The organism is Pseudomonas savastanoi (genome assembly GCF_020917325.1).
Lineage (GTDB): Bacteria > Pseudomonadota > Gammaproteobacteria > Pseudomonadales > Pseudomonadaceae > Aquipseudomonas > Aquipseudomonas amygdali.
In genome coordinates this window covers 3,018,393-3,035,205 of record NZ_CP076652.1, presented here as the reverse complement: position 1 = coordinate 3,035,205, position 16,813 = coordinate 3,018,393, and the positions used below count along the sequence as shown (strand labels likewise).

Below are 16,813 nucleotides of genomic sequence, written 5' to 3'. Positions count from 1 at the left end.
CGAATAACCTGCTGTTTTTCATTTCGGAGAGGGTTGACGACTCCGGGGCACGGTGTCGCAAACAGTGTTTCGCACGATAAATACGGAGGGGCTTCGAAACTCGAAGACAGAACGGGATCCGGGCGCAGGTATGATTGGAGCCGCAGCAATAAAGGGCTGCGATCCTATGACACACACGAAACTTCCCATTCGCCGTGCTTCCCACACGCCGCAAAAATTAGAGCATCCACAGGCGACTGTCTGTCGTGGGAAGCTGGGACAAGACTTGAGGGTGACGTCAACGTAGCGATGTGCGAGCGCTTGGCTGAACAAGCAGGGGGGGGGATGTTGGGAAAGCGTTGGGAAAGCGTGCGAAGGACTTCAGGGTGGAAGGCAACCACTCGACCGTTTGCAAACCGGTCGGGTGGTTGCCGTGGCTTCAGATACGGCGTTTGCGCTTGAACGTCGGAATTTTCGTCTCCGGCACCTCCAGCCGCTTGACCTTGCCCACTGAGGCCGCCACCTGAATAAGCGTCGGATGACCGAACAGCACTCTAACGTCAGCTTCGAGGTCCGCCTGACGCATGCGCTCGATCAGGCTCACCGCCAACAAAGAATGCCCGCCCAGCTCGAAGAAATGGTCATGACGCCCGACCTTTTCGACATTAAGCAGGTCCGCCCAAAGCGCTGCCAGTTTGATCTCGACGTCACCCACCGGGGCTTCGTAAGCGCGCGAGACAAGTGCGCTGCTGTCCGGTGCCGGCAGGGCCTTGCGGTCGAGCTTGCCGTTCGGCGTCAGCGGCCACGCGTCAAGCGGCATATAAGCTGCCGGGAGCATGTAGTCCGGCAGCAGCCCTTGCAGGTACGTGCGCAGATCGCTGCTTTCCGGTAGCCGTGCAGGGTCGGACGCTGTGAAATACGCCACCAGACGGGTTTCGCCTGGTACGTCCTCACGGGCGACAACCACCGTTTCCTGTACCCCTGGGTGCTTGGCCAGACACGTTTCGATCTCGCCCAGTTCGATACGGAAACCACGGATTTTCACCTGATCATCGTTACGACCCAGGTATTCGATATTGCCATCCGGCAGATAACGGCCAAGGTCACCCGTGCGGTACATGCGTGCCGCGGGCTGCTGGCTGAACGGGTCTTTCAGGAAGCGTTCTGCGGTCAGATCATCGCGGTTCAGATAACCACGGGCCACACCTGCCCCGCCGATGTAGATTTCACCCGGCATACCTCGTGGAACGAGCTGTTGCTGCTCGTCCAGCAGATAGAACCGGGTGTTGCCCACCGGCCTGCCGATATGCGGAGCGAAGCCGTCTTCGCGGTCCATCGCCACCCAGCTTGAGTAAGTGGTGGTTTCGGACGGCCCGTACAGGTTGCAAAGGCGCTGCACGCCGGTTGTCTCGAACAGTGATTCGACCAGACTGCGCTTGAGCGCTTCGCCAGCGACGTTGACGGTGTGAACCGATCCTGGCAACCCGTTGATTTCCAGCAGCGCTTTCAGCGCTGACGGCACGGTGTTGATCAGGCCGATATCGTGCTCGCCGTGTTGCAGTTCAAGAACGTTTTTCACCACGTTGATGCTGCCACCCGATGTCAGCGGCGCAAAGCACTCGTAGACTGCTAGGTCGAAGTTCAGCGAGGTGGAGAACAGCGTTTTTTCCAGTGCAGAGCCGTCGAAAGCCGTGTGCGCCCAGGTCAGGAAGTTAACGGTGTTGCGGTGTTCGATCATCACGCCTTTCGGCATACCGGTCGAACCCGAGGTGTAGATCAGGTACGCCAGATGTGCCGAGGTCAGGCCCTCGACTTCCGGGTTCTGTATGGATTCGTGTTGCCAGGCGCTCTGATCATCAAGGTCGATGGTCTGCACCGAAACGTCTGCCAGCAAATGCCGAGTGGCTGCCTTGACCAACACCGCCGCGGGCTCACTGTCCTGCAATATGTAAGTAATTCGTTCGGCCGGATAAGCCGGGTCCAGCGGCACATAGCCACCGCCCGCCTTGAGGATCGCCAACAAGCCGACGATCATTTCTGCCCCGCGTTCTACGCAGATCCCCACGCGGGAATCCGGCTGAACGCCCCGTTTACGCAAGGTATGGGCCAGGCGGTTGGCCTGGTCGTTGAGCTCGCCATACGTCAGGCGCAGTTCGCCATGCACCACCGCCAAAGCCTGCGGCGAGCGCTCGACCTGCGCTTCGAACAGGCCATGAATGGTCTGCTGCTGCGGGTAATCCAGCTCGGTAGCGTTGAGCCCGAACACCAGTTGCTCACGCTCTGCTGCCGGCACAACCGACAAACCTGCCAGAGGCATCTCGCTGGACTGCTCCAGTGTGCTGACCATGCTCTCCAGCGCCGTCTGCATATACGCGCAGACCCGTTGCGCATCGATACTGGCGATGGTTTGGACCGTGAGGCTGAAGCCCACCCCTTCATCGTTGACCGAAAGGGTCAACGGATAGTTGGTGCGTTCTTCACTGTGCAGATGTTCAATGCCCTGCCAGGCGTCGAAAGCCTGCTGATTGACCTCTGCGTCGACATGCCGGTAGTTAAGCAAGGCACTGAACAGTGGCGTTGACGCGGGCACCCCGCTGCAGCGCTGGGCCAGTACCAGTGAGGCGTGCTCATGGGCGACCAAGCCACTGAGCCGTGCGTGAGTGGTTTTCAGGCCACTGCGCACGCCCTGCTCACCCAGCGTGACGCGCAGCGGCAAGGTGTTGATGAACATTCCCAACGCCCGGTCGGAGCCGACACCGCCCTGCAAACGACCGAGCAACACGGTGCCGAATACCACATCGTCTTTGCCTGACACCGCGCCCAATACACGGGCCCAGGCCAGGTGATACAGGCTGGCGGAGCTGACCCCGAGTTGACGAGCCTGCGCCCGCAAGCGCTGACTCAGGTCGATATCGACCCGCTGGCATGCTTCCTCGATACCGCGCCCGTTGCCCTGTACGTCCTGCACGCCGAATGGCAGCGTGGGCTCGTCGATGTCACCGAGCATGTCACGGAAAAACGCCTCATGTTCCTCGCGGCTTACACCGAGTCTGGCCTGGGCCACGTAATTGCGATAAGGCACGGACGGCGGCAGCGAGGCTTGCTGGCCGAGCATGTGCGCCTCGATTTCGCTGGTGAGAATGCGCAGCGACGTGGCGTCGTCAACCAGGTGGTGGAACAACAGCATGCCCAGCCAGCGATTATTTACCGCGTCGTGGGCATAACCGATGCGCAGCATCGGCGCCTGACGGATGTCCAGGCGCGTGTGACGCGGGTCGAGACGCTTGAGCAACTGTTCGGTGACCTCGCCATCGGCCGGGTCTATTACGAGCTCATCAAGCATCAGAGGCGCTTCACGCCAGACCACTTGCACCGGAGCCTCGAGACGCTCCCAAAGCACGGCGGTGCGGAGGATATCGTGCCGCGCGATTACAGCTTGCAGTGCCTGGGCGAAACTGTGCAGACGCTGGTTATTGTCAAAGGAAAATAGTGCGTATTGCAGGTACGGGTCTCCCTCGACCGCTGCAAGGTGGTGATACAAAATCCCCTCCTGCAGCGGCGCCAGGGCATAGATGTCCTGCACGTTGGCCATACCGCCGGGCACGCTGGACGCCACGCGGTCGATGTCGTCCTGGCTCAGCGATGCAAGCGGCAGCATGTCTGGAGTGATGCGCTCGCAGTCGGTGGGAATAAGGTTGGCGGGCACCTCGACGGCCCCCTTGCCGCCCACCGCCGCCGCCAGGGCAGACAGGGTCGGCTGGCTGAACAGCACGCGTACATCGGCAATCAGATCGATCTGGCGCATGCGCTCGATCAGTTTCACGGCCAGCAGAGAGTGGCCGCCCAGTTCGAAGAAGTGGTCATGCCTGCCGACCTGCTCCAGTTGCAGCAGGTCTTGCCAGATATGCGCAATGGTCATCTCGGTATCGCTTTCGGGCGCCTCGTAGCCACGGCTGATCAGCGCATCACCGTCCGGTGCTGGCAGCGCCTTGCGATCCAGCTTGCCGTTCGGCGTCAATGGCATGGTATCGAGCAGTACGTAGATGGCCGGAACCATGTATTCAGGCAACTGTTGCTGCAGGTGACTGCGCAGGGTTTCGATATCGACAGCAGTGTGCCCGGCAGACCGTGTGTAGTAAGCCACCAGACGTTTGTCACCGGGTATGTCTTCGCGAGCGGTGACCACCGCTTCATGGACCGCCGGGTGTTTGGCCAGAGCTGCTTCGATTTCGCCGATCTCGATACGCAAGCCGCGAATCTTCACCTGGAAGTCATTACGACCCAGGTATTCCAGCGCGCCATTGGCCAGCCAGCGACCCAAGTCGCCGGTTTTGTACAGGCGGGCCTGCGGGTCGCTGGAAAACGGGTCGGCGATGAAACGCTCGGCACTCAGTTCTGGCTGGTTCAAATAACCCCTGGCCACGCCGATGCCGCCAATGTGCAGCTCACCGGCCACGCCCAGCGGTTGCAACTGGCCCAGGGCATCCAGCACGTGCATCTGAATATTGGCAATCGGACGGCCGATGGGCACGCTGTCGCCCGGATCCGTCGGACGGCATTCCCAGGCAGTAACGTCGATGGCCGCTTCGGTCGGGCCATACAAATTGTGCAGTTCAACGCCCTTGAGGTGTTGCTCGAAGCGGCGCTGCAACGCACGAGGCAAGGCCTCGCCGCTGCACAGCACGCGGCGCAGTTGCGGGAAGTCGCGGGTTGAGCGGTGTCCCAGAAACACATCGAGCATTGAAGGCACAAAGTGCAGCAGGGTAATGCCCGCGTCACTCATGACCTGTGCCAGATAGTCAGGGTCCTGATGGCCACCGGGACGTGCCATGACCAGTTCGGCACCGGCGAGCAGCGGCAGGAAAAACTCCCAGACCGACACGTCGAAGCCGAACGGGGTCTTTTGCAGTACCCGATCGTTGCTGTCCACGTGATAGGCGTCGCGCGCCCAGAGTAGGCGGTTAACGACTCCAAGGTGCTCGTTCATCACGCCTTTGGGCGTGCCGGTGGAACCGGAGGTGTACAGCACATAGGCCAGATGATTCGGCTGAAGACCCAGAGCCTTGGCATCCGGGTTGCCGCTCGGCTGCTTAGCCAGCTGCGCGAGGTCATCGCGGTTGTCGAGCACCAGCACCGGAACGCTTAGGGCTGGCAGATCTGCAAGCAGATCGCAGCTGGTCAGTACTGCCTGCGGCGAGCTGTCCTCAAGCATATAGGACTGACGCGCGCTCGGCAGGTCCGGGTCAATCGGTACATAGGCGCCACCGGCCTTGAGAATACCCAACAGCGCCACGACCATTTCCGCGCCGCGACGCAGGCTTACTGCGACCCGCGTATCCGGTTCCACGCCCAGTTCGATCAGGCGATGGGCGAGCTGGTTGGCCTGCTGGTTGAGTTCGGCGTAAGTGAGCAACGGCCCGCTGTCGCCGCGCACAGCGCAGGCATCCGGACGCTGGTTGACCTGTTGTTCGATCAGTTGGTGAATCAACACATCGCGAGGATAAGGATGGGCAGTGTCATTGAAACCCGTCAGCAACAGCTCGCGCTCGTCATCCGGCAGTATCGACAGGCTGTTCAACGCGGCATGCGGTGTGTGCTCCAGTGCTTCCACGAGGCTGCGCAGTGCAACCTGCATGTACTCGCCGATGCGCTGGGCATTGATTTGCTGGACGGCCTGAATGGTGAGCATGAAGTCATCGCCCAGGTCATCGACGTTCAGGCACAACGGATAGTTGGTGCGCTCCTCCATGCTCAGGGTCTGAATGCCCTGCCAGGCTGACAATGTGTCGGTCGATGCCGCACCGTTGTTGCTGTGGCGGTAGTTGAGCAAGGTGCTGAACAGCGGCAGCGAACTCGGCACGCCGCTGCAGCGCTGGGCCAGCGACAGCGAGGCATGCTCATGCCCCAATAGTGCCGACAGGCGTTGGTGAGTGACCTTGACCGCCGCCAGAGCGCTCTGGCTGCCGACGCTGATGCGCAGCGGCAAGGTGTTGATGAACATGCCCAACGCCCGGTCGGCACCGTTGCCGCCCTGCATCCTGCCCATCAGTACGGTGCCGAACACGACTTCTTCGCGCCCCGAGACCCGACCTGCCACCTGAGCCCATGCCAGGTGGGCCAGGCTTGCAGCGCTGACCCCCAACTGCCGCGCAATGCTGCGTATACGGCTGCTCAGTTGGCTGTCGAGTAACTGATTCACTTCCTCGATGCCACTGCCATCGCCCTGCACGTCCTGTATACCGTAAGCCAGAGTCGGTTCGTCGATGTCGCCGAGCATGTCGCGGAAAAACGCTTCGTGTTCAGCCTGGCTGATACCCAGACGCGCCTGTGCCACATGGTTGCGATAAGGCACGGGGGCCGGCAATTGCTCGATCTGACCCTGCAGGCTGGCCTGCATTTCCTCCACTACCACTTCCAGCGAGGTGTGATCCAGCGCCAGATGGTGGAACAGCAACATGCCGATCAGACGCTGGTTGGGGATGTCCTCGGCATAGGCGATGCGCATCAACGGCGCCTGGCCAATGTCCAGGCGATAGTGACGCGGGTCAAAACGCTCGCGCAGTCGTGTCAGCACATCACCGTCGAGCGGATCGATGGCCACCTCTTCCAGACTCAGTTTCGCGTTGCGCCATACCACCTGCACCGGCTGCTCAAGGCCTTCCCAGACCACGCTGGTGCGCAGGATGTCGTGGCGTTCGACCACACTCTGCAAGGCCGCGGCGAAACCGGCCAGGCACTCGCGATCATCGAACGCGAAGAGCATCTGCAAGACATAGGGATCACCTTCATCCGCAGCCAGATGGTGATAGAGAATGCCTTCCTGCAAGGGTGCCAGGGCATAGATGTCCTGAATGTTGGCCAGGCCGCCCGGCACGCTGGCGACGACCCGATCAATCCCTGCCTGATCGAGGTCAGCCAGCGGCAGCATGTCCGGGGTAATACGCTCGCAGTCCGGCACGATCAGGTTGTCCGGCACTTGCACGTCGGTGTACCCGCCCACCGCTGCGGCGAGCGCGGCCAGGGTCGGCTGGTTGAACAGCGCACGTACGTCGGTACTCAGGCCGACCTGACGCATGCGTTCGATGAGCATCACTGCCAGCAGCGAATGGCCGCCCAGTTCGAAGAAGTGATCATGACGACCGACCTGTTCGACCGTCAGTACATCCGCCCAGATCGCTGCCAGCAGGGTCTCGACTTCGCCTTGCGGTGCTTCATAACCACGGCTGATCAGCGCTTGCGCATCCGGCACTGGCAGCGCCTTGCGGTCAAGCTTGCCGTTGGCGGTCAGCGGCAGAGCGTCAAGCTGCACGTAGGCTGCCGGCACCATGTAGTCCGGCAACATGCCTTGCAGATGGTTGCGCAGGTGTTCGATGTCGACAGGCTGCTGTGCGGTGAAATAAGCCACCAGACGCTTGTCGCCAGGCACATCCTGACGGCACAGCACTACGGCTTCGCGAACAGCGGAGTGTTCGGCCAGGCGCGCTTCGATTTCACCCAGTTCAACGCGGAAACCACGAATCTTCACCTGCTCGTCATTGCGGCCGAGATACTCCAGGTTGCCGTCGGCGCGCCAGCGAACCAAATCGCCGGTGCGGTACATCAGTGCGTTTTCCGACGGATTGAACGGATCGAAGACAAACTGCGTGGTGCTCAATTCATCACGGTTCAAATAGCCCTTGGCAACGCCTTGCCCGCCGATATACAGCTCGCCAGCCACGCCCAGCGGCACCTGCTGGCCCTGATTATTGAGCACATACAAACGACTGTTGCCTACGGGTTTGCCAATAGGAATCGAGCCATTACCGACCGAAAAAATCTCGTAGGTTGCGGAAAAGGTCGTCGCCTCGGTCGGGCCATAACCGTTGAGCAGATGCTGTGGCGGATTATTCGCCAACACCCGGCCGATAACGGCCGGGTCCAGCACATCACCGCCGACAATCAGGTAGCGCAGGCGCGAAAAGGCCTCGCCCAGCCCCGAAGCATATTGATGGAATAAACCGGCGGTCATCCACAGCACGGTTACGGATTGCTCCAGCAGCAGGCGCTGGAAATTCAATGGGGAGAGCAAGTCGCTCTGCCCGATCACCACCACACAGCCGCCATTGAGCAGCGGTGCCCAGACATCCAGCGTGCTGGCGTCAAATGCAGGGTTGGAAGCGAACGCCACGCGGTCCTGAGCGTTGAAATCGGCATAACCGTTGTTGATCACCAGACGGCTTATCGCCCGATGCGGCACCAGCACACCTTTCGGAACACCCGTCGAACCAGAGGTGTACATGACGTAGGCAACACTTTCGCTGGACTGCGGCAACGCCAGATCAGTGTCTTTCAGATCATCCAGGGTCAAACCATCGAGATCGACACGCTGGGCAGCGGTTTCCAGCGACACTTGGCTTTGGGTGAGCAGTACACGCGCCTGGCTGTCCTCAATCATGAACCCCTGACGCTCGACCGGTGCATTGACGTCCAGCGGCACATACACCGCCGCGCACTTGAGCACTGCCAGCTGACTGGCGAGCAGGTCATGGCTGCGTTCCAGCAAAATCGCCACGCTGTCACCCGGCTGTACGCCAAGCCCCAGCAGATGCCGCGCCAGACGGTTGGCCCGAGTGTTGAGTTCGGCATAGCTCACTGCAACGCCGTCGTGGATTGCCGCACAAGCCTCGGGGCACGCCCGCACCTGAGCTTCAAACAGGCTATGCACGGTCTGTTGCTGCGGATAGTCCCGCGCGGTGTCGTTGAACGTCACCAGCAACTGCTCACGTTCGGCAGCGGGCAGGATCGGCAGGCTGTCGAGGGTCGAGGACGGTGACTGCTCCAGGGCATTCGACAGATGCTCCAGCACGGTCTGCATGTAGCCACAGACGCGTTTGGCACCGACGGTGCTGCTGACCAGTACCGTCAGGTTGAAACCGTTGCCTACGTCATCGATATTCAGGGTCAACGGGTAGTTGGTATGGTCTTTGGCACCGAAGGACTCGATCCCCTCCCAGGCAGTGGCGGTTTCCGCTGAAACGTCGCTCACGACACTGTGTCGATAGTTGAGCAACGCACTGAACAGTGGCGCCGGGGCATCCACGCCGCTACAGCGTTGGGCGAGTACCAGTGGCGCGTGTTCGTGGCCCAGCAAAGCCGTTAGTTGCCCGTGGGTCGCTTTCAATCCCTCGACCACCGTTGTCGCGCCGATATTGACGCGCAGTGGCAAGGTGTTGATAAACATGCCCAACGAGTGGTCTGCACCCTCGCCGGCCTGCATACGGCCCAGCAGTACTGTACCGAACACCACCTGTTCACGGGCCGAGACGCTGCCGAGCACCCGTGCCCAGGCCAGATGCATCAGGCTCGCCGCGCTGACGCCTGCCTGTCGAGCCTGAGCTCGCAAACGCAGGTTCAGTTCAGCGGGCAGGATCACGCTCGCCTCTTCGATGTCACCGCCGCCGTCCTGCACATCCTGCAAACCGAACGGTAGCGTTGGCTCGTCGATATCACCGAGCCTTTCACGGAAGAAAGCTTCGTGCTGCGCATCGCTGACACCCAGCCGGGCCTGGGCCACGTAGTTGCGATACGGCACGCTCTGACCCAGAGAAGCACCCTGACCTAGCAAGTGCGCCTGCATTTCATGCAGCACCACGTACAGCGAGGTTGCGTCATTGACCAAGTGATGGAACAGCAGCATCGCCAGCCAGCGATCGTTGAGCGGGTCATGGGTAAAGACAATCTGCATCAAGGGCGCTTGACGCACATCGAGGCGGTAATGCCGGGGATCGAAGCGCTCGTGCAACTGCTCATCAATCGGGCCGTTTACCGGATCGAGGCACAACTCGGTGACGTGCATTTCAGCTTGGCGCAGCACCACTTGCACCGGTTCGTCGAGACCTTCCCACAGTACAGCGGTACGCAGGATATCGTGACGATTGATAACCGCTTGCAAGGCGTGGCTGAAATCGTCCAGTCGTGCGCGGTCGCGCAGACTGAACAGGGCTTTCAGGGTGTATGGATCGCCCTGCTCGGCACTGATGTGGTGATAAAGAATACCTGCCTGCAAAGGCGCCAGCGGGTAAATGTCCTGCACGTTAGTAGCACCGCCGGGCACATGCTTTACCACGCAGTCGATCTGCGCCTGAGTCAGGCTGATCAGCGGCAGCAGGTCCGGGGTAATGTGTTCGCAGCGTTCCGGAATCAGATTGGCTGGCACCACGACTTCCGTGCCACCGCCGACCGCTGTCGCCAGTGCAGCCAGCGTAGGCTGGCTGAACAGTACGCGCACATCGGCACTCAGGCCGACCTGACGCATGCGCTCGATCAATTTCACTGCCAGCAGCGAGTGGCCGCCCAGTTCGAAGAAGTGGTCATGGCGACCGACCTGTTCGACCGTGAGTACATCAGCCCAGATCGATGCCAGTTGGATCTCGACCTCGCCCTGTGGTGCTTCATAGCCACGACTGATCAGCGATTGCGCATCCGGCATTGGCAGGGCCTTGCGGTCGAGCTTGCCGTTGGCGGTCAGCGGCAGCGCATCGAGCTGCACATAGGCTGTCGGCACCATGTAGTCCGGCAATGTGCCTTGCAGATGGCTGCGCAGGTGTTCGATGTCGAGCACCGTTTCAGGCTGCTGCGTCGTGACATACGCCACCAGACGCTTGTCACCAGGAACATCCTGGCGGCACAGCACCACGGCTTCACGAACATCGGCGTGTTCGGCCAGGCGTGCTTCGATTTCACCCAGCTCAACGCGTAAGCCGCGGATTTTTATCTGATCATCGTTACGCCCCAGGTAGTCGAGAGTGCCATCGGCGTTCCAGCGTGCCAGGTCGCCGGTGCGGTACATCCGGGCGTTGGCGTGGAACGGATCACGCAGAAAGCGCTCGGCGGTCATCTCCGGTCGGTTCAGATACCCCCTCGCCACGCCTTCTCCGGCGACGTACAGCTCGCCCGCCACACCCAGCGGCACCAGTTGCTGATGCTCATCGAGCAGGTACACGCGGGTATTGGCAATCGGTGTGCCGATGTCGAGGCTGCCGTCGGGCAGCAAACGCCCCGACGTGGCGACCACTGTGGCTTCGGTCGGGCCGTAGTTGTTGATGACGGTGAAGCCCGGATCGCGATGGAACTGGCGCAGACGGTCGCCACCAATCAAGAGCGTACGCAAGGTGGGGTGAGACAGGTCGCGGCTGAAGGCATATTCGGCAACCGGCGTTGGCAGGAAAGCCACCTGCAGCGGCTGGGCGATCCACCAGTCGAGCAGCGCATCGATCTGTTCATTGCTCACGTCCGCAGGCGGCAGGTGCAGGGTCGCCCCGGCACACAGCGCCGGCCAGACTTCCCAGGCCATGGCGTCGAAGCCGAAGCCTGCGACGCTGGCGGTATGACTGCCAGCCTGCAGATCGAAGGCCTGGCAATGCCAGTCGATCAGGTTACCGAGGGTACGGTGCTCGACCATCACGCCCTTTGGTTGGCCAGTGGAGCCGGAGGTGTAGATTACGTAAGCCAGATGCGTGGGGTTGAGCCCCGCCACTTGCGGGTTTTCCAGGCGTTGCGGCCATTCAGGGCGGTCAAAGGCGATGACCGGTGCAGACGTTTGCGGCACACGGTTCATCAGGGCCTGCTGGGTTAGCAGCACTTTGGGCGCGCTGTCGGTCAGCAGATAGGCAATGCGCTCGTCAGGGTGCGACGGATCGACCGGGACATAGCCGGCGCCTGCCTTGAGGACGGCGAGCATGGCCACCAGCGTGTCCAGCCCGCGACGGGCCATGACCGCCACGCGATCATCGACACCTACGCCGAGACTGATCAGGTGGTGGGCCAGTGCGTTGGCGCGATGGTTCATCTCGCCGTAGTGCAGGCAATGCTCGCCCACCTGAGCCGCGACATTTTCGGGTGCGCTGACTGCCCGGGCTTCGATCATGGCGTGCACGGTCTGCTGCCGCGGGTAGTCTTGCTTGGTGTCGTTGAACGCCAACAGCAGTTGTCGACGTTCTGCTTCCGGCACCACCTGCAGGTTGCACACGGCTGAATCCGGGGCGGATTCAAGGGCCTCGACCAGATGACTCAAGGCGGTCTGCATGTAATCGCAGATGCGCCGCGCATCGATACCCGCCACCGCCTGTGCATTCAGGCTGAAACCGTCGCCAAAGTCATCGACGCTCAAGCTCAGTGGATAATTGGCACGTTCTTCACTGCTCAGAACATGAATACCGTGCCAGGCCTGGACCGCCTGTTCGGAAACGCTGGCAGCTGCACTGTGGCGGTAGTTGAGCAAGGCGCTGAAAAGCGGCGTCGGTGCGGCAACGCCGCTGCAACGCTGAGCCAGGGCAAGGGATGCATGTTCGTGACCGAGTAACGCGGTCACGCGCTTATGGGTCGCCTTGACCTCGTCACGCACGCCCTGCTCACCTACCGAAACCCGCAGCGGCAAAGTGTTGATGAACATGCCCAAGGCGCGTTCGGCGCCCTCACCGGCCTGCATCCGCCCCATCAACACCGTACCGAACACCACGTCACGCTTGCCCGACACAGTGCCGAGCACCTGGCCCCAGGCCAGATGCACCAGGCTGGCGGCGCTGACGCCTTGCTGCCGGGCCTGAGCCCGCAGGCGCAGATTCAGTTGAGGGTCCAGCGTCAGGCTGGCTTCCTTGACGTGGCTGCCATCGCCCTGCACATCCAGCAGGCCGTACGGCAGGGTCGGCTCGAGGATATCGCCCAGCATGTCGCGGAAGAACGTTTCGTGATCAGCCTGGCTGACACCCTGGCGTGCCTGAACCACATAGTTGCGGTACGGCACGGGCACCGACGCTGCCAAGGCTTCGGCCTCGCCGAGCAAGCCGTTCTGTATTTCGTGCTTCACCACATCCAGCGCAGTGTGGTCCAGGGCCATGTGGTGGAACAGCAACATCGCGCAAATCCGCTGGTTGGGCGGATCTTCGGCATAGACCACGCGCATCAACGGTGCCTGACCGATGTCCAGGCGGTAGTGACGCGGGTCGAAGCGGCTGTGCAGTTGCTCGCCGATATCGCCGTTCACAGGATCCAGTTCGAGCGCTTCAAGGTGCAATTGGGCCTTACGCCAGACCACCTGCAGCGGGGACTCAAGGCCTTGCCACACCACACTGGTGCGCAGAATATCGTGACGGTCTATAACCGTTTGCAACGCTTGAACAAAAGCGTCCATACGTTCGCGGTTATCAAAGGCGAACTGAGTCTGCAACACATAGGGATCGCCGCTTTCGGCGGCCAGGTGGTGATAGAGGATGCCTTCCTGCAACGGTGCCAGCGGGTAGATGTCCTGCACATTCGCCACGCCACCCGGCACGCTTGCCACGACCTGATCGATCTGCACCTGGGTCAGATTGATCAACGGCAGCAGCTCAGGCGTAATGCTTTGGCAATCCCCGGCGATCAGATTGGCCGGCACCATGACTGGCGTGCCACCACCGACCGCAGCAGCCAGTGCGGCCAACGTCGGCTGGCCGAACAGCGCACGCACATCGGCGCTCAGGCCCAACTGACGCATGTGCCCTATGAGGCTGACTGCCAACAGTGAGTGTCCGCCCAGCTCGAAGAAGTTGTCATGTCTACCGACCTGTTCAACGCCCAGCAAGTCTTTCCAGATAGCAGCGATCTGCGTTTCGGTTTCACCTTGTGGGGCTTCGTAGCCACGGCTGATCAGTGAGTCACTGTCCGGCGCTGGCAGGGCTTTGCGGTCGAGTTTGCCGTTCGGGGTCAGCGGCATTGCGTCGAGCAGCACATAGGCTGCCGGGATCATGTGGGCCGGCAGTTGTTCCTGCAGCCAGCCGCGCAGGATTTCGATGCTCGGTTCCGTTTGCGCGGACTGGACCGTGTAATACGCCACCAGGCGTTTGTCGCCCGGAATGTCCTCGCGGGCGGTGACTACCGCTTCATGGACCGCGGGGTGTTTGGCCAGGCGTGCATCGATCTCGCCCAGCTCGATACGGAAGCCGCGGATTTTCACCTGATCGTCGTTACGGCCCAGGTATTCGATATTGCCGTCTGGCAGGTAGCGACCCAGGTCGCCGGTACGGTACATGCGTGCCGCTGGGTTTTGGCTGAACGGGTCTTTGAGGAAACGCTCGGCAGTCAGGTCGTCACGGTTCAGATAACCCCGCGCCACGCCAGCACCGCCGATGTAGATCTCACCGGCAACGCCCAGTGGCACAGGCTGTTGCTGTTCGTCCAGCAGGTAAAACTGTGTATTGCCGACTGGCTTGCCAATGTGCGCTGCGAAGCCATCTTCGCGGTCCATCGCCACCCAGCTTGAGTAGGTGGTGGTTTCAGATGGGCCGTAGAGGTTGCACAGGCGCTGCACGCCGGTTTTTTCGAATAGGTTTTCCACGAGGCTGCGTTTCAGCGCTTCACCGGCGACGTTGACTGTATGGACCGATTTCGGCAAACCATCGACTTCCAGCAAAGCCTTGAGCGCCGACGGTACGGTGTTGATCAGGCCGATATCGTGCTCGCCGTGTTGCAGTTCAAGGACGTTTTTTACCACTTCGATGCTGCCGCCCGAGGTCAGCGGCGCAAAGCACTCATAGACTGCGAGGTCGAAGTTCAATGAGGTGGAGAACAGCGTTTTTTCGAGCGCAGAGCCGTCAAAAGCCGTGTGCGCCCAGGTCAGGAAGTTAACGGTGTTGCGGTGTTCGATCATCACGCCTTTCGGCAGGCCGGTGGAACCCGAGGTGTAGATCAGGTAGGCAAGATGCGCTGAAGTCAGCCCCGGCACCTGCGGATTCTGGAAGGATTGGTCCTGCCAATCGTTCAGATCAAGATTTATGACAGGCACTGAAACGTCGGCCAGCAAGCCCTGAGTCGCGGTTTGCGCCAGTACTGCTGCCGGAGCACTGTCCTGCAACATGTAGGCAATTCGTTCTACCGGATACGACGGGTCCAGCGGCACGTAACCGCCGCCCGCCTTGAGAATCGCCAGCAAACCGACGACCATCTCCACGCCGCGCTCAACGCAGATGCCGACGCGAGAATCCGGCTGCACGCCCTGCTTGCGCAGGGCATGGGCCAGGCGGTTGGCCTGCTGGTTAAGCTCGCGATAGGTCAGGCGTTGTTCGCCATGAACCACTGCCATGGCTTCCGGTGTGCGCTCGACCTGTGCTTCAAACAGCCCGTGAATGGTCTGTTGCTGCGGGTAATCCAGCGCGGTGTCGTTGAACTGCACCAGTAACTGCTCACGCTCGTCGGCCGGCAAGATCGGCAAGCTGTTCAACGACGTTTGCGGTGTCTGCTCCAGTGCATGCACCAGGCTTTCCAGCGCCGTCTGCATATACCCGCAAACCCGCTGGGCACCTATACCGGTGACAGCCTGAACATTCAGGCTGAATCCTTCGCCAAAATCGTCGAGGGATAAAATCAACGGGTAGTTGGTGCGTTCTTCGCCGCCCCTCACCTCGATCCCTTCCCAGAGTTGAGCGGTCTGATCGGTGATTTCCTGATCGGTCGCCGCTTCAGCGGAACTGTGGCGATAGTTGAGCAGTGCGCTGAACAGTGGCGTCGGTGCTGATACACCGCTGCAACGCTGGGCCAACGCCAGCGAGGCGTGTTCGTGGCCGAGCAATGCAGTCAAACGTATATGGGTCGCCTTGACCCCGGCGCGCACATCCTGCTCACCCACGTCCACCCGCAGCGGCAAGGTATTGATAAACATCCCCAAGGCCCGGCGAACCCCCTCGCCGCCGCGCATACGCCCGAGCAGTACGGTGCCGAATACGACATTGCTGCGCCCGCACAGGCGCCCGAGCACCTGTGCCCAGGCAAGGTGATGCAAGCTCGCCGCGCTCACCCCTTGCAGTCGGGCCTGATTTCGCAAGCGCCGGCTCAGCTCTAAAGGCAGGGTCTGATGCGCTTCTTCGATACCATGGCCGTCGCCGCGCACATCGTGCAGGCCGAACGGCAGCGTAGGTTCGTCGACGTCGCCGAGCATCTCGCGGAAAAACCCTTCGTGCTGCTTGTTCGTGACGCCGAGCCGGGCCTGGGCCACATAGTTGCGATACGGCACTGGCTCGCCCAGGGTGTGGGCCTGACCGCTCAGGTGCGCGTGGAGTTCATGATGGATCTGGTCCAGCGCCGCATGGTCGATGGCGATGTGGTGAAACAGCAACATCGCCACCCAGCACTGGTTGGCCACGTCGTGGGTGAAGGCCAGCCGCAGCAAGGGTGCCTGGCTGATATCGAGGCGGTAATGCCGTGGGTCGAAGCGTTGTTGCAACTGCTCGCTGGCGGTACCGGCGTCAGGCTCAAGGGTGATTTCGCTGAGCACCAGATCAGCCTTGTGCCACACAACTTGAACCGGCTCGTCCAGGCCTTCCCATACCACGCTGGTACGCAGGATGTCGTGGCGGTCGATGATCTGCTGCAAGGCCGTGGTGAACTCGTCGAAAAGCTCCCGGCTGGCAATCGTAAACTGTGCCTGTAGCACGTATGGATCGCCTTGTTCGGCGGCAATATGGTGATAAAGAATGCCTTCCTGCAACGGCGCCAGCGGGTAGATGTCCTGCACATTGCGCACGCCGCCAGGAACGCGGGCAACGATGCTTTCGATGGCTGCCTGGTCGAGTTTGATCAGCGGCAACATTTCCGGGGTGATGCGCTCGCAGCCCGGCACAATCGCCTGGGCGGGAACCTCCACTTCATCGGCCTTGCCGCTGTAATACTCGCCGGCATTGATCAGTTCGATCAATGCCGCCTTGTTCTCGCGCAACAGCGCCAGCACGGCGGGCTCCATGAGGGACTGTCGCTTGCCGCTGACGACCAGTTGGTCGCCCTTGACGGCGAGCTGCACATCTTTCTCTTCCAGTACTGCCAACAGTTC

The 16,813-nt window shown here is 61.2% G+C and carries 1 protein-coding gene; it reads right to left on the bottom strand.

Annotation, left to right across the window (positions count from 1 at the left end; all coding sequences use genetic code 11):
• Nucleotides 1-418: 418 nt before the first annotated feature.
• A complete protein-coding gene (locus KP808_RS12790) occupies nucleotides 419-16,783 on the bottom strand; it encodes an amino acid adenylation domain-containing protein (RefSeq protein WP_407692679.1) in 16,365 nt (5,454 codons plus the stop codon).
• Between the last annotated feature and the right edge of the window lie 30 nt (nucleotides 16,784-16,813).